The organism is Agromyces sp. S2-1-8 (assembly GCF_021129215.1).
Classification (GTDB): domain Bacteria; phylum Actinomycetota; class Actinomycetes; order Actinomycetales; family Microbacteriaceae; genus Agromyces; species Agromyces chromiiresistens.
Genome location: NZ_JAJOLP010000001.1, coordinates 72212 through 94994, shown reverse-complemented (window position 1 = coordinate 94994; position 22783 = coordinate 72212). Strand labels below are relative to the sequence as shown.

Annotated in this window: 21 protein-coding genes; 9 read left to right on the top strand and 12 right to left on the bottom strand. The window is 72.1% G+C overall.

Translation table 11 applies throughout. The features are described 5' to 3' along the window. Window positions 1–193: 193 nt before the first annotated feature. Entirely contained in the window at window positions 194–1174 is a 981-nt protein-coding gene (locus LR269_RS00415) for a PfkB family carbohydrate kinase (protein ID WP_231428744.1), read from the bottom strand. Then, entirely contained in the window at window positions 1171–2175 is a 1005-nt protein-coding gene (locus tag LR269_RS00410; RefSeq protein WP_231428743.1) for a LacI family DNA-binding transcriptional regulator, read from the bottom strand. Before LR269_RS00410 ends, LR269_RS00415 begins: the two co-directional genes overlap by 4 nt. A gap of 174 nt (window positions 2176–2349) precedes the next feature. Between LR269_RS00410 and LR269_RS00405 the strand changes: the two genes are divergently transcribed. From LR269_RS00405 to LR269_RS00385, 5 genes are all read left to right on the top strand, one after another. Then, window positions 2350–3444 carry a substrate-binding domain-containing protein gene (locus tag LR269_RS00405; protein WP_231428742.1) on the top strand — a complete coding sequence of 365 codons (1095 nt, stop codon included), beginning with the start codon at window positions 2350–2352 and terminating at the stop codon, window positions 3442–3444. A 151-nt stretch (window positions 3445–3595) separates the two neighbouring features. After that, entirely contained in the window at window positions 3596–4672 is a 1077-nt protein-coding gene (locus LR269_RS00400) for an ABC transporter permease (RefSeq protein WP_231428741.1), read from the top strand. Next, the gene (locus tag LR269_RS00395; protein ID WP_231428740.1) at window positions 4669–5463 is read left to right on the top strand and encodes an ATP-binding cassette domain-containing protein; all 795 of its coding nucleotides are present in this window, start codon (window positions 4669–4671) and stop codon (window positions 5461–5463) included. Before LR269_RS00400 ends, LR269_RS00395 begins: the two co-directional genes overlap by 4 nt. Beyond that, window positions 5460–5828 carry a putative quinol monooxygenase gene (locus tag LR269_RS00390; protein ID WP_231428739.1) on the top strand — a complete coding sequence of 123 codons (369 nt, stop codon included), beginning with the start codon at window positions 5460–5462 and terminating at the stop codon, window positions 5826–5828. The genes LR269_RS00395 and LR269_RS00390 overlap by 4 nt, the downstream gene beginning before the upstream one ends. Before the next feature lie 55 nt (window positions 5829–5883). Beyond that, window positions 5884–6927: an aldo/keto reductase gene (locus tag LR269_RS00385; protein WP_231428738.1), complete on the top strand. Its 1044-nt coding sequence runs from the start codon at window positions 5884–5886 to the stop codon at window positions 6925–6927. Window positions 6928–7022: 95 nt separating this feature from the next. Here the strand turns inward: LR269_RS00385 and LR269_RS00380 are convergent, their stop codons facing one another. Genes LR269_RS00380 through LR269_RS00355 form a run of 7 tightly spaced genes read right to left on the bottom strand, consistent with a single transcriptional unit; the run spans window position 7023 to window position 12834 of the window. Continuing rightward, the gene (locus tag LR269_RS00380; protein WP_231428737.1) at window positions 7023–7571 is read right to left on the bottom strand and encodes a hypothetical protein; all 549 of its coding nucleotides are present in this window, start codon (window positions 7569–7571) and stop codon (window positions 7023–7025) included. Window positions 7572–7578: 7 nt separating this feature from the next. After that, window positions 7579–7713, bottom strand: a complete 135-nt coding sequence (locus LR269_RS18655) for a hypothetical protein (protein ID WP_255679799.1) — start codon at window positions 7711–7713, stop codon at window positions 7579–7581. After that, complete coding sequence (locus LR269_RS00375) at window positions 7713–9194, bottom strand: aldehyde dehydrogenase family protein (RefSeq protein ID WP_231428736.1); 1482 nt, start codon at window positions 9192–9194, stop codon at window positions 7713–7715. The genes LR269_RS18655 and LR269_RS00375 overlap by 1 nt, the downstream gene beginning before the upstream one ends. Then, window positions 9191–10402 (bottom strand): M20 family metallopeptidase, encoded by a 1212-nt coding sequence (locus LR269_RS00370; RefSeq protein ID WP_374201054.1) that lies wholly within the window; start codon window positions 10400–10402, stop codon window positions 9191–9193. Before LR269_RS00370 ends, LR269_RS00375 begins: the two co-directional genes overlap by 4 nt. After that, window positions 10395–11078 carry a DUF1028 domain-containing protein gene (locus LR269_RS00365; protein ID WP_231428735.1) on the bottom strand — a complete coding sequence of 228 codons (684 nt, stop codon included), beginning with the start codon at window positions 11076–11078 and terminating at the stop codon, window positions 10395–10397. Before LR269_RS00365 ends, LR269_RS00370 begins: the two co-directional genes overlap by 8 nt. Beyond that, entirely contained in the window at window positions 11075–11509 is a 435-nt protein-coding gene (locus tag LR269_RS00360; protein WP_231428734.1) for a RidA family protein, read from the bottom strand. Before LR269_RS00360 ends, LR269_RS00365 begins: the two co-directional genes overlap by 4 nt. Beyond that, the gene (locus tag LR269_RS00355; protein WP_231428733.1) at window positions 11506–12834 is read right to left on the bottom strand and encodes an NAD(P)/FAD-dependent oxidoreductase; all 1329 of its coding nucleotides are present in this window, start codon (window positions 12832–12834) and stop codon (window positions 11506–11508) included. The genes LR269_RS00360 and LR269_RS00355 overlap by 4 nt, the downstream gene beginning before the upstream one ends. Before the next feature lie 118 nt (window positions 12835–12952). Between LR269_RS00355 and LR269_RS00350 the strand changes: the two genes are divergently transcribed. Further along, window positions 12953–13876: a LysR substrate-binding domain-containing protein gene (locus LR269_RS00350; protein ID WP_231428732.1), complete on the top strand. Its 924-nt coding sequence runs from the start codon at window positions 12953–12955 to the stop codon at window positions 13874–13876. Between the two features lie 299 nt (window positions 13877–14175). On the opposite strand, the gene LR269_RS00345 is transcribed toward LR269_RS00350, so the two are convergent. Further along, window positions 14176–16179: a primary-amine oxidase gene (locus LR269_RS00345; protein ID WP_374201053.1), complete on the bottom strand. Its 2004-nt coding sequence runs from the start codon at window positions 16177–16179 to the stop codon at window positions 14176–14178. Then, complete coding sequence (locus tag LR269_RS00340; protein ID WP_231428730.1) at window positions 16176–17687, bottom strand: APC family permease; 1512 nt, start codon at window positions 17685–17687, stop codon at window positions 16176–16178. Before LR269_RS00340 ends, LR269_RS00345 begins: the two co-directional genes overlap by 4 nt. A gap of 281 nt (window positions 17688–17968) precedes the next feature. Here LR269_RS00340 and LR269_RS00335 point away from each other — a divergent pair, with 281 nt between their 5' ends. From LR269_RS00335 to LR269_RS00325, 3 genes are read left to right on the top strand one after another with little or no spacing between them, the layout of a single operon-like run. Next, window positions 17969–19471, top strand: coding sequence for an APC family permease (locus LR269_RS00335; RefSeq protein WP_231428729.1), 1503 nt, complete (start codon window positions 17969–17971; stop codon window positions 19469–19471). After that, entirely contained in the window at window positions 19471–20151 is a 681-nt protein-coding gene (locus LR269_RS00330) for a TetR/AcrR family transcriptional regulator (RefSeq protein WP_231428728.1), read from the top strand. The genes LR269_RS00335 and LR269_RS00330 overlap by 1 nt, the downstream gene beginning before the upstream one ends. Then, window positions 20148–21293 (top strand): P1 family peptidase, encoded by a 1146-nt coding sequence (locus tag LR269_RS00325; RefSeq protein WP_231428727.1) that lies wholly within the window; start codon window positions 20148–20150, stop codon window positions 21291–21293. The genes LR269_RS00330 and LR269_RS00325 overlap by 4 nt, the downstream gene beginning before the upstream one ends. A 39-nt stretch (window positions 21294–21332) precedes the next feature. Here the strand turns inward: LR269_RS00325 and LR269_RS00320 are convergent, their stop codons facing one another. Continuing rightward, complete coding sequence (locus tag LR269_RS00320) at window positions 21333–22778, bottom strand: rhamnulokinase family protein (RefSeq protein WP_231428726.1); 1446 nt, start codon at window positions 22776–22778, stop codon at window positions 21333–21335. Window positions 22779–22783 lie beyond the last annotated feature (5 nt).

Genomic DNA, 22783 nt, shown 5'->3' with positions numbered 1-22783 from the left:
CGCGACTGCGGCCAAACGGAGTCTTGATACCGTCGTCATCGATCGATTCGCCCTTCATTGCGCGGAACTCGTCACCCAAGGTGACATCGTTGTCAGGTTCGACGCCGGCGATGCTACGCAGTGTCCGCCGGACAATGCAAGGGCCGTTTCGCCGGGTGTCCCGCGGGCAGGATGCCGAGCGCGGCGCTGCGCGTCAGCTGCCGAGCGCGTCGGCCGGCCCGACCAGGTGCGGCACCCGCAGCAGGGCGCCCTCATGGCGCACGGTCGCGGCCGCGATCGTCATCGCGGCGTCGAGGGCGACCGACCAGGATGCCTCGTCGACGGGCATCCCGCCATGGCCGATGTGGTGCGCGACGGCCGACAGGGTCGCGTCGCCCGCCCCCATCGTGTCGATCACCGGGCCGGGCAGCGAGGCGATGCCGGCGTGCACGTGCACGCCTCCGTGATGCACCGACGCGCCCTCGCGCCCGGCGGTGGCCAGCACGGCGAGGGGGCGGGTGCGCGAGGCATCCGGGGCGTCGACGGACGCGGCACCGCGCAGGCGCGCGACGAACGCGTCGAGCCCGTCGCCGAGCAGCAGTGCGGCGTCTTCGTCGCCGACCTTCACGAGCAGGGCACGTGCGGCGACGCGCTCGAACCCGGCGAGGAACGCGGCGCGGTCGCGCAGCATGCCCTCGCGCGGGTTGCCGTCGACGACGAGCCGGCGCTCGGGCTCATCGATCGCTTCGACGAGGGCGTCGAGCTGCCGCGCGTCGTCGAAGGGGAAGCAGCTCACGACGACGAGGTCGGCCCCGGCGATCGCCGAACGCGCCCGGTCGTCGAAGTCGAGTCGTCGTCGCCGCGCGGCCTCGTTGAACTCGTAGCGCGGCTCGCCGTCGCGGCGGTCGGAGATCGCGCGCGACGTGCCGAGGGGCGACGGGGTCGCGACGAGCCGCACGCCGTAGTCGGCGAGGTACGCGCGGATGCGTCGCCCCGGCTCGTCGTCGCCGACCATCGCGACGAGCGTGACGTCGTCGCCGAGGAGCGACAGGCCCACCGCGACGTTCAGTGCGGCGCCGCCGACGAACTCCCGCGCGCCGAGCAGGTCGCGCAGCTCGTCGATGAGCGCGTCGCCGATGACGGTCACCCGCGTGGCGCGAGGCCGCGCACCGCCCGGCGTCGTCGCGCCCGTCACCGCTCGGCCTTCGGAGGCAGCTCGCCCGATCCGCGCACGATGAGCGTCGTGGGCACGACCGTGCGGAGCGCGGGCGCCTCGTCGCCGTCGAGGCGTGCGAAGACGCGCTCGGCGGCGAGGCGGCCGATCTCCTGGGGATGCTGCGCCACGACGGTGATGCCGGGATCGAGCAGGTCGCCGAGCGGTACGTCGTCGAATCCGACGAGCGCGGTGTCGTGGTGTCGACCGAGTTCGCGCAGTGCCCGGATCACGCCGATCGTCACGAGGTTCTGCGAGCTGAAGATCGCGGTCGGCGGCTGGTCGCCCGCGAACAGGGCGAGGGTGGCCTCGCGGGCGGTCGCCTCGTCGTGCAGGCCTTCGACGACGGGGATGTCGCGTGTCGCGACGCCGGCCCGGCCGAGCTCCTCGAGGAATCCGCGGCGGCGCTCTCGCGCGGTCTGGATTCCGGCCCGGTCGCCGAGGTAGGCGAGGCGGCGATGGCCGTGCTCGAGCAGGTGGCGGGTGGCGAGCGCCGCACCGTCGGCGTTGTCGCTGACGACGGAGTCGGAGGTGAGGCCTGCGGGCTCGCGGTCGACGAAGACGACGGGAGTGCCGCGGCGCAGCTCGGGCGCGAGGTACGCCTGGCTCTCGGAGACCGTCGTGAGGATGAGGCCGTCGACCCGGCGACGGAGGAACGCCGCGACCGCTTCCTGCTCGCGGGCGGGGTCGTCGTCGAGGCTCGAGGCGAAGACGGCCACGCCCCGGTCGGCCGCCGCGTCTTCGACGGCGCGATGCACGGCGCCGGCGAAGGGGTTGTCGACGCTGCCGACGAGGAGCCCGAGGGTGCGGGTGCGGCCATCGGCGCGACGGAGGTTGCCGGCGTGCAGGTCGGGCTGGTAGTCGAGCTTGCGGGCGGCGGCGTTGACCTTCTCGATCGTTGCGGCCGAGACGTTGGGCTCGCCGTTGATGACGCGCGAGACGGTCTTCACGCCGACGCCCGCGAGCGCGGCGACGTGTCGCATGGTGGGTCGCGATCGGGTGCCGCCCGCTGCGGGCTCCGACTCTGACAACGGTGTCACGTTTCGGTCTCCAATGTGCTCGTTGGACTTGACTATACACATGGTGATCGACTAGACCTACCTTTGACATCGTTGTCAGGAGGACAACGGGTCCCCCACACCAGAGGAGATTCATCGATGAATCACGCAGCAACCGGCGGGCTCCGCCGTCGACTGATCGCCGGCGTCTCGATCACCGCCGCAGCCGCCTTGGCCCTCACGGGCTGCGCGTCGGGCAACGGCTCGAGCGCGTCGGGCAGCGACGAGGAGATCGGCGTCTCGCTCATCGTGAAGACGACGACCAACCCGTTCTTCGTCGCGATGCAGGACGGCGCGAAGACCGCCGCCGACAAGCTCGGCGTCGACCTCACGCTCGCCGCGGGCAAGGAGGACGGCGACGAGGACACCCAGATCCAGGCGATCGAGAACGCCATCTCGAAGGGCGACGCCGGCATCCTGATCACCCCGAACGGCCCCGGCGTCGAGGACGCGCTCGTGAAGGCCCGCGACGCCGGCCTCTACGTCATCGCCCTCGACACCCCGCCCGCCGACCCCGAGGCCGCCGACATCACCTTCGCGACCGACAACTTCCTCGCCGGCCAGGAGATCGGCGAGTGGACCGCCGCGAAGCTCGACGGCGAGAAGGCGACGATCGCCATGATCGACCTCTTCGACGACAAGGTCGTGTCGGTCGACTGGGCTCGCGACCAGGGCTTCCTCGACGGCATGGGCATCGACCTCGCCGACGACCAGACGAACGGCGACGAGGAGAAGACCGGCGACTACTCGGGCGGCGAGTACGAGATCGTCGGCAACGAGGCATCCCAGGGTGCCGAAGACGGCGGCCGCACCGCCGCCGAAACGCTGCTGTCGAAGAACCCCGACATCAACGTCGTCTACACGATCAACGAGCCCGCGGCGTACGGCGCGTACCAGGCGTTCAAGGCGGCCGGTGCGACCGACGACCTCATCGTCGTCTCGGTCGACGGCGGCTGCGCGGGCGTGGAGAACGTCGCCGACGGCGTGATCGGCGCGACGAGCCAGCAGTACCCGGTGAAGATGGCCGACCTCGGCGTGCAGGCGATCTTCGACCTCGTGAAGACCGGCGAGAAGCCCGAGACCAGCGACGGCCTCGACTTCTTCAACACCGGCGTGGCCCTCGTCACCGACGACCCCCAGGACGGCGTCGAGTCGATCGACACCGCCGAAGCCGGCGAGATCTGCTGGGGCTGATCGCACCAGCCACCTGAACCCGGTGCGGGTCGGGTGACGGATGCTGCGGCATCCCGCCCCTCCCCGGCCCGCACCGACCGCCCGGGCGACGCCGCTCCGCGGCATCCCGCCCCTCGTACCACCGCACCGACCGACACGACGGAGTCTCAACGTGAGTCAGCACACCACCGAACCGGCGCCCGCGGCGCCGGCCCAGCCCACCAGCGGGCCGCCGACCTCGGCGCTCGACCTGGCCGAGGAGTTCCTCGACCGCTCAACGCCGCTCAGCCGCATCCGCAACGTCCTGCACCGCTACCCGGCGATCAGCCCCGCGATCGTGCTCGTCATCGCGGTCATCGTCTTCGGTCTGCTGAACGACCGGTTCCTGAACCCGGCGAACCTCTCGCTCATCACCCAGCAGGTCGCCGTCGTCGGCACCCTCGCCGTCGCGCAGACGCTCGTCATCCTGACCGCCGGCATCGACCTCTCGGTCGGCGCCGCCATGGTGCTGAGCTCGATGGTGATCGCGCAGACGAGCGTGAACCAGGGCATCCCCGCCGTGCTCGCGCTGCTGCTGGGGCTCGTCGTCGGGCTCGCCGCCGGCGCGCTCAACGGCGTGCTCGTCACGCGGCTCAAGCTGCCGCCCTTCATCGTCACCCTCGGCACGCTCAGCATCTTCGTCGCGCTCACCCTGCTCTACTCGGGCGGTGCGACGGTGCGCGGCGGCGAGATGCCCGAACTCCTCACCTGGACGGGTTCGACGTTCGACATCGGCGGGGTCAACTTCACGGTCGGTGTGCTGCTCATGCTGCTGCTCTACGTGGCGATCGCACTGATCCTGTCGAAGACCGCGTGGGGGCGGCACGTCTACGCGGTCGGCGACGACCCCGAGGCCGCCCGGCTCGCCGGCATCAGCGTCAGCCGCGTGCTCATGAGCGTCTACCTCGCGGCCGGCGCGATCCTCGCGCTCGCCGCGTGGATCCAGATCGGCCGCACCAACGCCGCCTCGCCGAACGCGGGCGCCGAGCTCAACCTCGACTCGATCACCGCCGTCGTCATCGGCGGCACGAGCCTCTTCGGCGGCCGCGGCACCGTGTGGGGCACCCTGCTCGGCGCACTCATCGTCGGCGTGTTCCGCAACGGGCTCTCGCTCGCCGGGCTCGACGTGCTCTGGCAGACGTTCGCCGTCGGCGTGCTCATCATCGTGGCCGTCTCGGTCGACCAGTGGATTCGGAAGGTACGCAAATGACCACCGCAACGCCCGCAGGGGCCGCAACGGAAACCCGCACCCCCGTGCTGCAGGCACGCCGGCTCGTGAAGACCTTCGGCCGGGTCGTCGGCCTCGACGGCGTCAGCCTCGAGCTCTACCCGGGCGAGGTGCTCGCCGTGATCGGCGACAACGGCGCGGGCAAGTCGACGCTCATCAAGTGCCTCACCGGCGCCTACGTTCCCGACGAGGGCGAGCTGTTCCTCGACGGGCAGCCGGTGCACTTCAAGCGCCCGCAGGACGCGCGGGCGGCCGGCATCGAGACCGTGTACCAGAACCTCGCCGTCTCGCCAGCGCTCGACGTCGCGTCGAACCTGTTCCTCGGCCGCGAGGTGCGCAAGAAGGGCATCCTCGGCTCGGTGTTCCGCGTCGTCGACCAGAAGGGCATGCGCAAGCAGGCGCGCGAGCAGCTCACCTCGCTCGGCATCTCGACCCTGCAGGACGTCACGGTGCCGGTCGAGAACCTGTCGGGCGGCCAGCGCCAGGCCGTCGCGGTCGCCCGCGCCGCAGCCTTCGGGTCGAAGGTCGTCGTGCTCGACGAGCCGACCGCCGCGCTCGGCGTGCGCGAGTCGAACCAGGTGCTCGAGCTCGTGAAGCGGCTGCGCGACCAGGGCATCCCCGTGATCCTCATCTCGCACAACATGCCGCACGTGTTCGAGGTGGCCGACCGCATCCACATCCAGCGGCTCGGCAAGCGCGCCGCGACGATCACGCCCGAGTCGCACTCGATGACCGACGCGGTCGCGATCATGACGGGCGCGTCGCAGGGATGACGCGACCCGGGCGACCCGCCGGACCGGTGCGTCTCGTCGCCGAGTTCACCGCCCTGCCGGGGCGCGAGGAGGAGGTCGAGCGCCTCCTCCTCGCGCTCACCGAGGACGTGCGCCGTGAACCGGGATGCCTCGACTTCACCCCGCTCAGGGTCGTGGGCGCGCCCGTGCCCGCGCCAGGGGCCGACGCCGTGGTCGCCGGCCCCGCACCGGCGGGTCGCCGCTTCATCGTCGCCGAGGCGTACCGCGACGCCGCGGCCTTCGCCGCGCACCTCGCCGCACCGTACGGGGCCGTGTTCAACACCGCGCTGGGACCGCTCATCGAGGAGGACGGGTCGCAACTCACCTTCGTGCAGCCGCTCCCGTGAGGGGGTCGCGCTTCCAGTAGCGTTTCGGGGGATCCCTTCCGCGCAGAGGAGCACCATGCCCATCCCCGCCGACGACCCCCGGCTCGTGACCCCGCACACGGCCGCGGCCACGCGATACGACGACGTGCCCTTCCGGCGCGCGGGCGCGAGCGGCGTGCGGCTGCCGCGCATCTCGCTCGGGCTCTGGCAGAACTTCGGGCGCGACCGCTCGATCGAGAGCCAGCGGCAGATCCTGCTGCACGCGTTCGATCGCGGCATCGTGCACGTCGACCTCGCGAACAACTACGGGCCGCCGTACGGCGCCGCCGAGTCGACGTTCGGGAGCGTGCTCGAGACCGATCTCGGCCGCTACCGCGACGAGCTCTTCGTCACGACGAAGGCGGGCTACGACATGTGGCCGGGCCCGTTCGGCGACGGCGGATCGCGCAAGTACCTCGTCCGCTCGCTCGAGCAGAGCCTCGCCCGCATGCGCACCGACCACGTCGACGTCTTCTACTCGCACCGCGTCGATCCCGAGACGCCCATCGAGGAGACCATGCAGGCGCTCGTCGACATCGTGCGCAGCGGCAAGGCGCTCTACGTCGGCATCTCGAACTACCCGGCACCGCTCGCGCGCCGCGCCCACGAGCTGCTCGCAGGAGAAGGCGTGCGGCTGCTGCTCCACCAGCCGCGGTACTCGCTGTTCGATCGCACGCCCGAGGCCGAGCTCTTCCCGCTGCTGACCGAGCTCCGGGTCGGCAGCGCCGTGTTCTCGCCCCTCGCGCAGGGACTGCTGACCGCGAAGTACCTCGACGGCGGCATCCCCGCCGATTCGCGGGCGGCGAACAGCCGGTTCCTCGACGGGTCGGCCATCACCGACGACTACCTGCGCCGCATCCGCGGCATCGACGGCGTCGCGAAGCAGGCGGGCCTGTCGATCCCGCAGCTCGCGGTCGCCTGGGTGCTGCGCAACCCCGCCGTGACCACCGCCATCATCGGCGCGTCGCGCCCGGGGCAGATCGACGAGGCGGTCACCGCCAGCAGGGCCGAGCTCTCGGCCGACGTGCTCGCCGCGCTCGAGGAGTTCGCGGCGCCGTCGGGCGGCCCGCTCGCGGACTGAAGCCGATCGTTCCTCGCCGCGCCCATCGACGGCTCGGCGTGCGAGGGACCACGGCTCTCGGCGCTTCGGCGGAATTCAGCTGTGCCGGTTCCGCCTCATCGTGAGGCGGAACCGGCATCGCCCGAACGGACGACGGTCGTCACGCACCCGCGCTCGGATCGCCGCCGTACTCCGCCGACCACGAGGGCGAGCATCGCAACGCCGAGTTCGATCGCCGCGAGCGTGAGCGCGAGGGCATGCACCGCCGCCGTCGCGCCGCCGATCGGGGCATCCGCATCGCCGGAGCCGCCGACGAGGGCCGCCGCATGGTGCCCGCCCGCGCCTCCCACGCCCGTGAGGTGGACGACGAGCATCGCGAGCGCGGCCACCGCCATCAGGCTCCACTCGCCCGTCGAGGGCAGCGCCGTGCCTCCGCGGTGCAGCATGCAGGCGGCGCACGCCGCCGCGAGCGCGAGCATGGCGAGCGAGCGCCAGTCGGGGGCGCCGACGGCGAGCCACACGTGCAGGCCGACGCAGAGCGCGGCGACCGCGGCCATCGCGGCGCGCACGGCCAGCGCCGCCGACGCGCGGCGCGGCGGCCGTGACGACCCGTGCGCGCGCGTGGCCGCGCCGCGCCGGTCGGCGGTGGCGGTGATGGTCGTCATGGGTGGCTCACGTCGTCGAGGGCTCGGTGCCCGGCTGGATGAGTGCCAGCCTCCCACCGGGGTCGGCCGGGGTCTTGCCCGTCGCCGCCCGGAGCTTGCCGATCCCTGCACGACGCCCGACGACGACCGCGGCGACCCGCATCACGCCCACTGGAACCACGTCGTCTTCCAGTCGGTGTAGTTGTCGAGGGCGTGGCGCGACAGGTCGCGGCCGAAGCCCGACTGCCGGAAGCCGCCGAACGGCGTCGTCAGCCCGAGCGCGTCGACGGTGTTGACCGAGACGGTGCCGGCGACGAGCCGCTCCGAGAGGCGGTGCGCGCGGGCGAGGTCGGTCGTCCACAGCGAGGCGGCGAGCCCGTAGTCGGTGGCGTTCGCGAGCCGCACGGCCTCGTCCTCGCCGTCGAACGGCAGCACCGCCACGAGCGGGCCGAACACCTCGACGCGATGCAGGTCGTGGTCGGCGGCGAGGCCGGTCACGATCGCAGGCCGCAGGTAGGCGTCGGAGCCGGTGATCGTCACGCGCTCACCGCCGCTGACGAGCGTGCCGTCGCCGGCCGCGAGCGCGATCGCCGCGCCGACGTCGTCGGCGTGCGCCCGGCTGATGAGGCTGCCGTTGCCGTCGGCGCCCGCGAGCGGGTCGCTCGGCTCGTACGCACGGGATGCCTCGGCCAGGAGCTGCACGAACTCGTCGTGGGCGCTCCGCTCGACGAGGATGCGCGAGTTCGCCGAGCACACCTGTCCCTGGTTGTAGAACGCACCGAAGGCCGCCTTCGCGGCGGCGAGTCCGAGGTCGGCGTCGGCGAAGACGAGGTTCGAGCTCTTGCCGCCCGCCTCGAGCGCGACGCGCTTCATGTTCGAGGTGCCGGCATCGACCATGAGCTGCTTGGCGACGGCGGTCGATCCCGTGAACGCGAGCACGTCGATACCGGGATGGCGCGCGATGCGCCCGCCGACGGTCGAGCCGCGACCCGGGACGACGTTGAGCACGCCCGCGGGGATGCCCGCCTCGAGCGCGAGGTCGGCGAGCCGCAGCGCGGTCAGGGAGGTCTCGGTCGCGGGCTTCAGCACCACGCTGTTGCCCGACGCGAGGGCCGGCGCGAGCTTCCACGCGGCGATCTCGAGCGGGTAGTTCCACGGCACGATCGCACCGACGACGCCGAGCGGAACCCGGTGCACGAGTGCCGTCGAGCCGGGCGGGGTCGACGGGATCTCGTCGAACCGCTTGTCGGCGAGCTCGCCGTACCAGCGGAACGTCGCGGCGGCGCCCGGTACGTCGACGACGCGGGTCTGCGCGATCGGCTTGCCCGAGTCGAGCGTCTCGAGCAGGGCGAGCTCGTCGAGGTGCTCCATCATGAGGTCGGCGAGGCGCACCAGCACGCGCCCGCGCTCGGCCGCGTCGAGGCGGCTCCAGCGGCCGTCGTCGAACGCCTGCCTGGCACGGTCGGCGGCGAGGTCGACATCGCGCTCGGTGCCCGCGGCGAGGTCTGCGAGGTGGGTGAGCGAGCCCGGGCTGATCACCGGGATCGTGGCGCCCTCCGAGGCATCCACCCGCCGGCCGTCGATGACCGCGCGGCCGTCGATCGCGAGTTCGCGGCTGCGCGCCGCCCAGTCGATGGTGGTCATGATGCGTGCTCCCGGGGGTTCGAGGCGGGGTCGTCCGAGGTGACGACGTCGATCGCCGTCCAGGCCATCAGGACGGCGGCGTCGGTGAGGGCGCGTTCGGCGGCAGCGCCGACGCAGGCCGCCGCGAACTCCTTCTGGTGGTTGGTGTGCGGCAGCGAGCCGACGCCGATGTACGGGTGGATCGCGGGCACGAGCTGCGACACGTTGCCCATGTCGGTCGAGGCGCGGTTCATGCGTCCGGCCACGAGCGGGTCGGCGAAGACGCGGCCGCGCTCGAGCGCGTTCGCCCGGTAGGCCGCGAGCGCCCGCTCGTCGGTGCGGAACTCGGCGTAGGGCTTCGACTCGGGCGTGATCGTGAGGCTCGCGCCCGAGGCGAGCGCTCCCGCCTCGAAGCAGCGGCGAACGCGCTCCTCCAGCACCTCGAGCTCGGCGAGCGAGCTCGCGCGCGCGTACCAGCGGCCCTCGGTGCGCTCGGGGATCGCGTTCGGCGCGAAGCCGCCGAGGGTCTGGATGCCGTGCACCCGCGTGTCGGCGGGCAGCTGCTGGCGCAACAGGCCGATCGCGACCTGCGCGACGAGGAACGCGTCGTTCGCGTTGACGCCGTCGTCGGGGTAGGCCGCCGCGTGCGCCGAGACGCCGTCGTAGGCGACGTGGCTGTGCGAGACGGCGAACGGCCGCGCCTCGGCGACATCGACGGGCCCCGGGTGCACCATCATCGCGAGGTCGAGGTCGCCGAACGCGCCCGCCTCGATGAGCTCGATCTTGCCGCCGCCGCCCTCCTCGGCCGGGGTGCCGTAGACCCGCACCGTGATGCCCAGCTCGTCGGCGACCCGCGCGAGCGCGAGCCCGGCGCCGACCGCGCTCGCCGCGATGAGGTTGTGCCCGCACGCGTGCCCGAGCCCGGGCAGCGCGTCGTACTCGGCCATGATGCCGATCGTCACCGGCCCGCTGCCCGCCTCGGCGAGCAGGGCGGTGTCGTAGCCGAGGTAGGCCGGCGTGACGTCGAACCCCGCGGCCGCGAGCGCGTCGCCGACCCAGCCGGCGGCGCGGTGCTCCTGCCAGGCCGTCTCGGGGTGCGCGTGCAGCGTCTCGGAGAGGGCGACGAGCGAGGCGGAGGCCTCGGCGACCGCCGCATCCGCGGCTCGCCTCATCGCGACGCTCGCGTTCATCGTGGCGGCGGCGCTCGCCGCTGCGACCGACTCACTCATCGCCGGGCACCCCGTACGACGGCGCGGCCGACGGGTCGAGCGCGCGCGTGACGTAGTCGTCGCGCTGCGGCAGCCAGACCTCGACGAGTCGTCCGAGCTCGCCGATCGGGTCGTCGTCGACCCAGTCGACCCGCAGGTCGGTGACCCGCCAGCCGTTGCCGCGCACGACCGAGAGCCCGGCGGAGTGCACGGGCCCGGCCTCGCCGCCCGCGTCGATCGCGGCGCGCAGCGCCGCGAGGAGGCGCATCTCGAGATCGCCCTCGGTCTGTTCGAACCGCACCACCATCGCCGCGGGGATGTCGGCCGACGCCAGCATGTTGCCGCCGGCGGCGACGCCGTCGCCCCGTGCACCGCCCTGGGCGTCGGCGAACACGCCCAGCGCACGCTGCCCCGAGTGCACGGCGGTGCGGCCCTCGGCGTCGACGACGAGGAGCTGGCGGAACTCGAGGTGCTCGCGGCCGTCGGCGACGGCGGCGAGCGCCTCGGCGGCCGAGTCGCCCGCGGCGAGCCGCTCGAGCACGGCAGGTCCGAGCCTCGGGTCGGTGACGTTCTGCGAGTTGACGCCGCCGACGCCGTCGGCGAGGTGCACGCAGCGGGCGGCGACCGCGGGCGACGACGAGCAGATGGCGGAGCCGATGGCGCCCGAGGCATCCCGGGCGACGATCGAGAAGGTCATGCGCCGGCTCCTTCGGTGCGGGTGCTGATGACCGCGGTCGCATCGATCTCGACGAGCCACTCGGGGCGCGCGAGCGCGCTCACCACGAGTCCGGTCGAGACCGGGAAGACGCCCTTCAGCCAGCGCCCCATGACCCGGTAGACGGGCTCGCGGTAGCGGGGGTCGATCAGGTAGACGACGACCTTCACGATGTCGTCGAGCGACGACCCGGCCTCCTCGAGGAGCATCGCGATGTTGGCCATGGCCTGCTCGGCCTGCGCCTCGACGTCGCCGATGCCGACCGACTCGCGCGTCTCGAGATCCTGCCCGATCTGGCCGCGGAGGTAGACGACCCCGCCGGCGACGACGGCCTGGCAGAGGTCGTTGTCGAGGTTCTGCTCGGGGTACGTGACCTTCGTGTTGAAGGGCCGGATGCGAGTGTGCGTGGTCAACGGAGGGCTCCTGTCGTGGTGAGGGCGGCGACGTCGGGGGCGGATGCCTCGGCTGCGCCCGCGGTCGTCACCGAGGCCGCCTCGTCGTAGGCGCGGTAGCTCTGCTGGATGCCGATCTGGTCGGCCACGTACTTGGCGTCGTGCCACACGCCCCAGATGAAGCTCGACCCGCGGCGCGACTGCCACGGCAGGCCGAGGAAGTACACGCCGGGCTCGACCGAGACGCCGCGCTGGTGGCGGGGCCGGCCGCGCTCGTCGAACGCGTCGACCTCGAGCCAGCCGTAGTCGGCCGCGAACCCGGTCGCCCACACGATCGAGGTGACGCCCGCGGCGGCGAGATCGAGCTCGAGCACCGGGTCGGTGACGCACGCCGGGTCGGGGCCGAGGCGGCGCGCCTCGGGCTCCTCGGGGAGGTCGAGGCCGTTGCGCTCGACGTAGGCGTCGGCCTCGTCGAGGAGCGCCAGGTAGTCGGCGTCGCCGCCCGCGATGTTCGCGGCGAGGTCGGGGGCGAAGTGCATGACGCCGTCGTCGTACGCGCTCGCACGGCCGACGAGGGTGATGCCGTCGGCGGCGAGGCGGCGGAAGTCGACGGTGTGGCCGCCGCGCGCCCCGCTCACGGCGATCGTCACGTGCTCCGCGCCGGCGGCGGGAGCCGAGGCATCCCACTTGCCCAGGACCCCCAGCCACCAGCAGAAGTCGCGGTCGCGGTAGGCGCGGGGCGGGCGGGCGTGGGGGCCGACGGCGAGGTGCACCTGCCGTCCGGCGGCGCGCAGTTCGTCGGCGATCTGCACGCCCGACGAGCCGGCCCCGATCACGAGCACGCCGCCGTCGGGCAGCTGCTGCGGGTTGCGGTACGAGCTCGAGTGGAGCTGGTGCACGCGCGCGCCGTCCGGAACGATCGCCGGGATGACGGGCTTCTGGAAGGGACCGGTCGCGGCCACGACGAAGCGGGCGACGTACGAGCCGTCGGTGGTGTCGACGTCGAAGCCGGGCTCGCCGTCGCGCCGACGCACCGAGACGACCTCGACACCGGTGCGCACCGGGGCGGCGATGAACTGCGCGTACTCCACGAAGTACTCGGCGACCCGGTCCTTCGACGCGAACGCGTCGGGGGAGAGGCCGGCGAACTCGAGGCCGGGGAACCGGTCGTGCCAGGCGGGACCGTTCGCGACGAGCGAGTCCCAGCGCCCGGTGCGCCACCGTTCGGCGATCCGGTCGCGCTCCAGCACGACGTGCGTGACGCCGCGTGCGCTCAGGTGCTCGCTCATCGCGATGCCCGCTTGGCCTGCGCCGACGACGACCACGTCGACCTCGTGACTCGACATGCCGAAACTCCATTCCGACCGGCGTCTTCACCGGTGGAATCAGGCTAGGAAACGCCATTGCATCTGTAAACCAGACAATGCTGAGGCAGTGCATCAGATCGATTGATACACTCGTCGCATGGCACGACTCGGCCGATCGGACCTGACCCTGGTGCAGCTGCGGTACTTCGTCGCGGCCGCGACCAAGCGGTCGATGACCGAGGCATCCGTCGACCTGCATGTCGCCCAGTCGGCCGTCTCGACCGCGATCGCGCAGCTCGAACGCACCCTCGGCGTGCAGTTGTTCGTGCGGCAGCGCAGCAAGGGCCTCGCGCTCACCGAAGCCGGCGAGCAGCTGCTGCGCGACGCGCACTCGCTGCTCGCCCAGGTCGACGAGATGGCCGACGCCGTGCGCGGCCATCACCACGACGTGCGCGGCACCCTGCGGCTCGCGTGCTTCGTGACGCTCGCGCCGTTCGTGCTGCCGACGCTCATCTCGCGCGTCGAGGCGGAGCACCCCCGCCTGCGCATCGAGGTCTTCGAGGCCGACGCCGACGGCACCGTCGCGATGCTGCTCAACGGCTCGGTCGAGGCGGCCATCGCCTACGACTTCGGGCAGCTCCACGACCTGTCGTTCGACCACCTCTTCTCGGCGCCGCCCCACGTGATCCTGCCGGCCGACCACCCGCTCGCGGCGAGCGAGCGCATCGAGCTCTCGGCGCTCGCCGGGCAGGACCTCGTACTGCTCGACATGCCGCACTCGCGCGAGTACTTCCTCGGCATGCTCGCCGCGGCGGGTGTCGAGCCGCAGATCCGCTACAGCTCGCGCAGCTACGAGACCGTGCGTTCGCTCGTGGCGCGCGGACAGGGCTACTCGATCCTCAACCAGGTGCCGCGATCGCCCCAGACCTACGACGGCGGCGAACTCCGGGCCGTGGCGATCGCCGACGACGTGGCGCCGCTCGACGTGTGCCTCGTGCGCGTCGCCGGAGTGCGGCCGACGGCGCGGGCGCGGGTCGTCGCGACCCTCGCGCGCGAGCTGTTCGGGGCGCCGCGGGGTTAGGGGCCGGGCGGGTGACGGGTGCACGCGTGCCCGCCGCCGGGCGCGCGTGGCGGCATCCGGGCCTTGTGCAGGATATTTCGACAGGCAGGCCCGTTCATGGGGCGGCCGGGCTCGGCTGGGGCGACAGCATCCGTGGCCTTGAGCAGGATATTTCGGCGGGTAGGCCCGTATGCCAGGGGTGCGTGTCGGATTCTCCTGTTTTCACGCGACGGCGCGGCGGCCGGCAGGGGAGTGCACACCCCGCCGACCCGCCGATCGCAGCCGTCAGCCGTCGGCCGTCGGCCGTCAGCCGTCAGCCGTCAGCAGTGACAGGCGTCGCCGTCGGCGCCGCAGTGGCCCGTGGCCGGCTGCGACGGCGGCACGTCGAGCGCCGGGTTCTGGTCGAAGAAGCCCGTCGGCTTCAGCGTGAAGCCCGTGTAGTCGACCGGCATGATCGGCCAGTCCTCGACCCGCGGGTAGTGGGTCAGGCCGAAGCTGTGCCAGACGACCAGGTCGTGCCCGTCGAGGTCGCGGTCGGCCGCGACGTACTCGGGCAGGCCCGGCGAGCCGATGCTCTGGTTCACGAAGTCGCCCGCGGGGTAGCGCTCGTCCTCGGCGAAGCGCGTGACCCACAGGTGCTCGGTCGCGAACGCCGCGCGGCGGCTGATCGACGAGTCGTCGGCCGCGGCGAGCGTCGGCTGCCCCTCGGGGAAGAGCGTGTACGCGACGGGCTCGCCGACGACGTTCGTCTTCTCGGTGTTGACGATCTCCCAGACCCGGCCGACCGAGCCGTCGGCCCTGCGCCGCCCCTCCGACTCGCTCGCGAGCACGCGCCGCGAGCGGGTGAAGGCGTTGCCGTGCGGGTTGCCCTCGCCCTTCGGCACGCGCTGCAGGTCGAGCTCGTGCACGGCGTTGGCGTCGCCGTCGACGGCCATGTCGAGCCGGGCGCAGAACAGGTGCTGGTGGTACGGCGCGGCCAGCCCGGGCGCGATCTCCGACGCGTAGGGGTAGCCCTTGCCGGGATACCGCGCGGTGAAGACGATGCCCGTCGCCTTGGCCTCGAACTCGATGGTGCCGTCGAGGTAGAAGTACCAGTAGAAGCCGTAGTCGTAGTTGCCGACGGTGGTGAAGAAGCTCACGACGAGCCGGCGCTGGCGCCTCGTCGACTTGTGCCCGGCCCAGCCGTCGGTGTGCTTCCACAGCAGGCCGAAGTCCTCCTCGTGGATGCAGATCGCCTGCGGGATCTCGCGCGGGTTGCCGAAGTCGTCGGCGACGACCGGCGTCAGGTACGTGATCTCGCCGAGGCAGTCGCAGCCGAGCTCGAGCGAGTTCGCGTCGCGGCCGACGAGGTACTCGCCAGTGTCGAAGTAGTTCTGCCACGAGCGGTAGGGCGCCGGGTCGCCGTAGGGCACGACCATCTCGGCGATCGAGGCGCGGTCGATGATCGAGCGCCGGCGACCGCGGTCGTCGAAGCCGATGCGGCTGAGCACGAGGCCCTCGCGCGCGTCGAAGCCGACGTGCAGGTCCCACTTCTGCCAGCTCAGCACGTTGCCGTCGAGCGAGAAGCTCGGCCCCTCGGGCTGACTGATGACGAGCGGCTTGAGGTCGGTGCGCAGCGGTCCCGTGAGCTCGGGGTCCTCGAAGTTGCCGTTGTCGAGCGGGATCTCGGCCGGCCCGTCGTCGATGATGCGCACGACGCGGCGCTCGATCATGTCGACGAAGGCGACGAGCTGGTCGACCGGGTGGCCCCAGGCGTAGTCGCCCGGCTCGCGCTCGACGAATGCGAGCCCTCGCAGCAGGCGCTTGCCCTCCTCGCCGGGGTAGTCGAAGATGCCCGCCGAGAGGGGAGCGACCCGCACCCGGTCGGGGGTGAGCCCGCGTGAGGCGAGGGCGGCGATCCAGCCCTCGTCGGCGGCCAGGATCTCCTCGATCGCGTCGAACTCCTCGAGCAGCACCGGCGCCTGGCCGGCGACGGCCGGGTCGACCGCGACCGAGGCCGTGATCGCGCCGGCGGTGAGGTCGAGCACGAGGTCGGTGGTCTCGCCCGTCGCGGTGTCGAGCAGGATGGCGCGGGCCTCGCGGTGCGGGACGGTACCACCGGGCTCGAGCCCGGCCGCGACGGCGCGCTTCGCGGGTTCCTTGAGCGAGAGGTAGGCGACGCGGACCGTGTCACGGAGCCGGCCCTCGGCGACGAGCAGGTCGCGCGCGGCGACGATCTCGTCGGCGCCGAGCGGATCGAGCGGGTGCACCCGCCGGATGGTCGGGGTGGCGAGGTCGGTCACTGGGCTCTCCGTCTCTGCGTGGATGAGTGCGGTCGGGTTCATGAGGCGGTCCCCTCGAGGACGTCGAGTTCGTCGATCACGTCGAGGTCGGTCGCTCGGTCGCGGCTGCGCTGCCAGAAGTAGCCGACGACCGCGAGCAGTGCGATGACGACGAGGGTGCCGATCGTGAAGGTCTCGAAGACCAGCTGGTCGACGCCCCAGACGTCGATGAAGTCGTACTCGAGTCCGAACAGGGGTTCGAGCGTACCCGGGAAGACGGCGACCCACGAACCCAGCAGCACCCATGCGTAGATGAGGGCGAACGACACCCACAGGCCGGCCTTGCCCCCGGGCACCCGGAAGGGGCGCTCGACGTCGGCGTACTTGCGCCGCAGCACGATGATCGTCGGGAAGATGACGAGATACGAGAGCAGCAGCGTCGAGATCGCGACGATGAGCACGATCGTGAAGATCGTCGCGGCGCTGCCCTCGAGCAGCACGGTCGCCGCGAGGCAGAAGACGGTGGCGACGATGCCGCTCAGCAGGTTCATGCGCACCGGGGTGCCGAGGCGCTCGGAGAACTTGCCGAAGTAGCGGAAGAAGGCGCCGTCGCCACCGGCCGCCGCCTGCACCCGGTCGGAGGCGATCATCCAGGCGCTGGCCTGCGTGAACGCGATGAACACGAACAGGAGGCCGGCGACCATCATGATGGGCTCCGAGGCGCCGCCGTAGACCTTGAACACCTCGCGGAGCGCCTCGAGGAAGCCGCCGGCGCCCTCGATCCTGTCGGCCGGCACGACCGCGAGCAGCGCGAAGATCGGCACGAGGTAGCAGAGCATCGAGATGGTGCCCGAGGCCGCGATCGCCCGCGGGACGTCGCGCTGCGGGTTGCGCATCTCCTCGGCCGCGCCGTTGGGGGCCTCGAAGCCCACGACGGCGAAGAGGATGACGGGCGTTACCGCGAGGAAGCCCGCCGTCGTCGGCGAGAAGTCGCCGGCGGCGAAGCCGTTGATGCCGTAGCGCAGGCCGTAGAGCACGACCGTGATGACGAAGATCGCGAGCAGGCCCACCTTGACGATCGCGCCGGCGGCGAGGATGTGCTTGCCGTACTGGAGCCCGATCACCGCGGTGGCGATCGCGAGCCAGATGAACGCGATCTTGAACACGTAGTCGCCGACGCTGCCCGGCGGCAGCGGCGAGATGTAGGCGTCCCACGTCGCGGCCGAGATGAAGACGAGCGAGCCGCCCATCCAGAGCGGGTTGGTGATCCAGTAGAACATCGTCGCCACGGCCGCGGTGAGCTTGCCGAAGGCGAGGCGCACCCAGACGAACGGGCCGCCCTCCTCGTGGAACGCGCTGCCGAGCTCGGCGATCACGAGCGCGTACGGGAACAGGAACGTGATGCCGATCACGAGCGTCCAGGTGAACGCCTCGGCACCGGCGCCCGCGATCAGGGCGATCGTGTCGATCGCGATGATCGCGCTGATCGACATCAGCACGATGTCGGCGCGGCCCAGCGTCTTGCGGAAGTGCTGGGTCCTGAGGTTCGAGGTCTCAAGCTGTGCGCTCATCGAGGACTCCTCTGTCCGTCTCATGGCCTGGGGGATCGCGGGCCGACCGATGCTCCGTTGCACCGATGGGGCTGACCGCGTGACGAGTCAAGCGCAGCCGTGTCGATCGCGCCAATACATGTCTTCGCTCCACCAGATCAGTTCAATTGATGCCAGGTGTTTTGCACGATCGTATAGCTTCATGCGGGGCATCAAATGCAATCATCGCTTGACAGCGGAACCTAAAACGATACGGTTGTTCAGTCTTCACACCACAACGTCGTGCCATGGAAGGTCCCCCGATGACGAACGCACCCACCGAGACATCCGAGAACGCCGGCCTCGCCAAGGGCAGGCTCGGCACCTTCGACATCGTCTTCTTCGTCGTGTCGGCCGCCGCGCCGCTCACCGTCGCGGTCAGCTCGGCGCCGCTGGCGTTCCTCGTCGGCGGTGTCGGCGCGCCCGGCGCGATGCTCGCGAGCGGCGTCGTGCTGATCCTGTTCGCGATCGGGTTCACCGCGATGTCGCGGTTCGTGCGCAACACGGGCGCGTTCTACGCGTACGCGGCCGCCGGCCTCGGCAAGCCCGTGGGCATCGGCGTCGCCTTCACGACGATCGTCGCCTACGCGTTCCTCTGCATCTGCTTCTACGCACTGCTCGGCTTCTACGCGAACCTCACCTTCGCGAACCTCTTCGGGTTCGACCTGCCGTGGGGCGTCTGGTCGGTCGTCTCGGTGCTCGTGATCGGCTACCTCGGCTACCGCCGCATCGACGTCGGCGCCAAGGTGCTCGCCGTGCTGCTGAGCGCCGAGATCGCGATCCTGCTCGTCATCGCGGTCGCGATCATCGTGCAGAACGGCGGCACGATCGGCGAGGCGACGGCGGCCTCGTTCGACCCCCAGAACGTGTTCTTCGCGGCCGGCGCGAGCGCGCTGTTCGTCTTCGGATTCGGCGCGTTCCTCGGCTTCGAGGGCACCGTCATCTACGCGGAGGAGGCGAAGGACCCCGACCGCACCGTGCCGCGGGCGACGTACATCGCGATCGCGTTCCTCGGCATCTTCTACGCGTTCACGTTCTGGGCGCTCACGGTCGCCTTCGGCGCCGACGGCGTCATCGCGCTCGCGAACTCCGAGAACTTCGAGGAGATGCAGTTCATCGCCGGCGAGAACGCGCTCGGCGCGTGGGCCGGCGTCGTGCTCGAGGTGCTGATCGTCACGAGCTTCTTCGCATGCACGCTCGCCTTCCACAACGCCTGCTCGAGGTACCTGTTCTCGCTCGGGCGCGAGCGCCTCCTGCCCACCCCGCTCGCCCGCACCCACCCGCGCATGCAGTCGCCGCACGTCGCGAGCATCACGCTCACGGCGATCTGCCTCATCGCGGTGCTCGTGGGCGCCCTCTCGGGCGCCGATCCCTTCCTCGGGCTCGGCCTGTGGACCTACGCCATCGGCGTCGCGGGCCTCATCTTCGCCCAAGGCGTCGCCGCCGTCTCGGTGATCGGCTTCTTCTGGAAGGACCGCCGCGGCCACGGGGTGTGGCGGGTGCTCGTGGCGCCCGTGCTCGGCGCCGTCGGCCTGCTCGTCGCGTTCGTCGTGATCATCACCAACTTCGACCTCGTCTCGGGCTTCACCGACCCCGTCGTGAACTGGGCGCTCATCGGGTGCGTGCCGGCCGTCTTCGTCATCGGCATCGTGGTCGGCCTCGTCATGAAGCGCCGCTCGCCCGAGCGCTATGCCGCCCTCACCCGGTCGGTTACCGTCGTAGCACCGGAGCGCACCGTCGAACCGGAGAACGCGGAGGTCCGGTAGTGGCGGCAGAGAAGGTGCAGCAGCGCAAGCGGGACCTGCTCCGCGCGGCGAGCCAGGTCATCAGCGAGCGCGGCATCGCCGGTGCGAGCGTGCGGTCGGTGGCCGAGCGGGCCGAGGTGAGCTCGGGGAGCGTGCTCTACCACTTCGACAGCTTCGACCACCTCGTCGAGACCGCCGTGCGCGGGGCGATCGACGAGTTCATCGAGCGCCGTCACGCGCTCGTGGACGGCATCACCGATCCGGTCGAGCGACTGCGCGCGACCATCGAGGCCGGCATCCCCGAGGTCATCAGCGACGACCTGCGCATCACGTACGAGGCGTCCGCCACCCTGCGCGACCACCCGCAGTACCGGCTGCACATGGCGGTGCTGCTCGAGCGCCAGGTCGCGCTCTACCGCACGAACATCGAGGTCGGGGTCGCGCTCGGCGCGTTCCGCCCGCGGATGCCCGCCGACATGATCGCGTCGAACCTCGTCGCCCTCGAGGACGCCTACGACCTCTACCTGCTGAACCCCGACAACTGGGAGCGGGGCCGCTACCTCGAGTGCACGGTGCGGTACGCGGAGCTCGCGCTCGACTGCGACCTCGGCGGGGATGCCGCCGGCGGAGCCGGCGATGCCGACCGCGACGCCGATGCGGCTGCCGCCGACCACGACGAGACACCGAAGGATCCGCTGTGACCGACCTGCCCTCCGCGCCCCGCGCCCGCGACCTCGGCATCCCGTTCGACGGCGAGCCGGGGCGCTGGAACGCGATCACCGACGTGCCCGGCCTCGAGGTCGGGTACGCGACGATCGTCGCCGACGACCCGGTCGTCGCGCGCACCGGGGTGACCGCGATACTGCCGCGCGGCAAGGGCGCACCCGGGGTTCCGTGCGCCGCCGGCGTCGCCGTGCTCAACGGCAACGGCGAGCTGACCGGCCGCAGCTGGATCGAGGAGGCCGGTCAGTTCCAGACGCCGGTCGCGATCACCAACTCGCACGCCGTCGGCGCCGTGCACCGGGGCATCGACCGGTGGCTGGCCGAGCACGACCCCGTCACCGCCGCGCAGTGGATGCTGCCCGTCGTCGGCGAGACCTGGGACGGCTACCTGAACTCGATCAACGCCGACACGGTGACCCCCGGGCATGCGATCGAGGCGCTGGATGCCTCGGCCACGGGCCCGATCGAGGAGGGGAGCGTCGGCGGCGGCACCGGCATGAACTGCTACGGCTTCAAGGGCGGCACCGGCACCGCATCGCGCATCGTGCGGTCGGGCGGGCGCAGCTGGACCGTCGGCGTGCTGCTGCAGGCGAACTTCGGCTCGCGCAGGGAGCTGCGGGTCGCCGGCCGGCCGCTCGGCCGCGACTCCAAGGCCCCGAACCCGCTGGAGTCGACCGACTGGTTCGAGCGCGACACCGGCACGGCCGGCGCGTCCGTGCCCGCTCGCGCCGTGGCCGGCGCCGGCAGCGTGATCGTCGTCGTCGCGACCGACGCGCCGATGCTGCCCGACCAGTGCCGTGCGCTCGCGCGCCGGGTGCCGCTCGGACTCGCCCGGACGGGCACGACCGGCAGCCACTTCTCGGGCGACATCTTCCTCGCGTTCTCGACCGCGAACGAGGGGGCGCTCGCGTCGCGCATGGGCCACGGCGAGGTCCGGGTCGAGCAGCTCGAGCACGTCGCGTGGGGCAGCATCGACCCGTTCTACGAGGCCGTCGTCGAGGCGACCGAGGAGGCCGTGCTCAACGCGCTCGTCGCCGCCCGCGACACCGTCGGGCGCGAGGGGCACGTCTCCTACGCGCTGCCTCACGACGAGGTCAGGGCGGCGTTCGGCGGGGCCTGAGGGGTTGCGCGGCGGCGCCGGCCCGGGGAGCGCGCGAACTCAGCCGCCGTGCCGGCTCGCCCGCGGCTCGTACCGCACGGGCTCGAACGCGCGCGCGACGAGCGCGCGCAGCGACTCGAGGTCGCCGGAGGCGAACCCCTGGGCCCGCGCCTGCACGAGCACGTTGCCGATCGCGGTCGCCTCGACCGGACCGGCGAGCACGGGAATGCCGGCACGGTCGGCGGTCCGCCGGCAGAGCAGCTCGTTGAGCGCGCCGCCGCCGACGACGTGGATCGTCGACACGTCGACGCCCGACAGGATCGACGCCTCGCGCACCGCGTCGGCGAAGGCCTGGGCGAGGCTCTCGATGATCGACCGGGCGAACTCGGCACGGGTCCGCGGGGCGGCGACGCCGTACTCGGCGCACCACCGGGCGATGCGACCGGGCAGGTCGCCGGGCGCCAGGAAGCGGGGGTCGTTCGCGTCGAACAGCGTCACCGGGCGATCGACGGCGGCCGCGGCATCCAGGAGCTCCGGGAGCACGATGCGCGAGCCGTCGCGCTCCCACCAGCGCACCGACTCGCTGAGCAGCCACAGGCCCATGACGTTGTGCAGGAACCGCACCCGCCCGTCGACGCCGCCCTCGTTCGTGAAGTTCGCGGCCCGGGCCGCTTCGCTCGTGACCGGTGCCTCGAGCTCGACGCCGACGAGCCCCCAGGTGCCGCACGAGATGTACGCGGCCGATTCGGCCCGCATCGGCACGGCGACCACGGCCGAGGCCGTGTCGTGCGAACCGACCGCGACGACGTCGAGCCCGTCGGGCGCTCCGAGCTCGGCGGCGACGGCCGGGCGCAGCGGCCCGACGACCGTGCCCGGCGGCACGAGCGGGGGCAGCAGGGATGCCTCGAGCCCGAGCCGCTCGAGGAGCTCGGTGTCCCATTCGGCGGTCGCGAGTCCGACGAGCCCCGTGGTCGAGGCGTTCGTGCGCTCGGCGACCTTCGCGCCGGTGAGCTGGAAGCCGATGAGATCGGGGACCAGCAGGAGCGTGTCGGCGAGCCCGAGGCATCCGGACTCGCGTTCGGCGGTGAGCTGGTAGAGGGTGTTGAACGGCAGGAACTGCAGGCCGTTGCGCCGGTAGAGCTCCGCGGGCGGCACCGCCGCGTGCACGGCGGCGACGGCCCGCTCGTTGCGTTCGTCGCGGTAGTGGAACGGCTCGCCGAGCATCCGGTCGCCGCGCAGCAGGCCGTAGTCGACCGCCCACGAGTCGACGCCGATCGACGAGATGCCGGGCTCGAGGCGGAACGCCTCGGCGAGGCCGTGCGTCAGGTCGCGGTAGAGCCCCGTGACATCCCAGTGCAGGCCCGAGGCGAGGCGCACGGGGCCGTTCGGGAAGCGGGCGACCTGCTCGAGGTCGAGCCGCCCGGCCGACTGGTCGACGTGGCCGACCACGACCCGGCCGCTCGTCGCGCCCAGGTCGACCGCGGCGACCGAGCCCGGGGTCGTCATCGCCG

Coding starts and splice junctions, on each gene's coding strand:
- LR269_RS00355 (WP_231428733.1), bottom strand. CDS start 12,834: ATGTCGAGTCACGAGGTCGACGTGGTCGTCGTCGGCGCAGGCCAAGCG.
- LR269_RS00395 (WP_231428740.1), top strand. CDS start 4,669: ATGACCACCGCAACGCCCGCAGGGGCCGCAACGGAAACCCGCACCCCC.
- LR269_RS00370 (WP_374201054.1), bottom strand. CDS start 10,402: ATGAGTGAGTCGGTCGCAGCGGCGAGCGCCGCCGCCACGATGAACGCG.
- LR269_RS00410 (WP_231428743.1), bottom strand. CDS start 2,175: ATGCGACACGTCGCCGCGCTCGCGGGCGTCGGCGTGAAGACCGTCTCG.
- LR269_RS00390 (WP_231428739.1), top strand. CDS start 5,460: ATGACGCGACCCGGGCGACCCGCCGGACCGGTGCGTCTCGTCGCCGAG.
- LR269_RS00380 (WP_231428737.1), bottom strand. CDS start 7,571: ATGACGACCATCACCGCCACCGCCGACCGGCGCGGCGCGGCCACGCGC.
- LR269_RS00340 (WP_231428730.1), bottom strand. CDS start 17,687: ATGAGCGCACAGCTTGAGACCTCGAACCTCAGGACCCAGCACTTCCGC.
- LR269_RS00320 (WP_231428726.1), bottom strand. CDS start 22,778: ATGACGACCCCGGGCTCGGTCGCCGCGGTCGACCTGGGCGCGACGAGC.
- LR269_RS18655 (WP_255679799.1), bottom strand. CDS start 7,713: ATGCGGGTCGCCGCGGTCGTCGTCGGGCGTCGTGCAGGGATCGGCAAG.
- LR269_RS00365 (WP_231428735.1), bottom strand. CDS start 11,078: ATGACCTTCTCGATCGTCGCCCGGGATGCCTCGGGCGCCATCGGCTCC.
- LR269_RS00385 (WP_231428738.1), top strand. CDS start 5,884: ATGCCCATCCCCGCCGACGACCCCCGGCTCGTGACCCCGCACACGGCC.
- LR269_RS00405 (WP_231428742.1), top strand. CDS start 2,350: ATGAATCACGCAGCAACCGGCGGGCTCCGCCGTCGACTGATCGCCGGC.
- LR269_RS00335 (WP_231428729.1), top strand. CDS start 17,969: ATGACGAACGCACCCACCGAGACATCCGAGAACGCCGGCCTCGCCAAG.
- LR269_RS00345 (WP_374201053.1), bottom strand. CDS start 16,179: ATGAACCCGACCGCACTCATCCACGCAGAGACGGAGAGCCCAGTGACC.
- LR269_RS00350 (WP_231428732.1), top strand. CDS start 12,953: ATGGCACGACTCGGCCGATCGGACCTGACCCTGGTGCAGCTGCGGTAC.
- LR269_RS00375 (WP_231428736.1), bottom strand. CDS start 9,194: ATGACCACCATCGACTGGGCGGCGCGCAGCCGCGAACTCGCGATCGAC.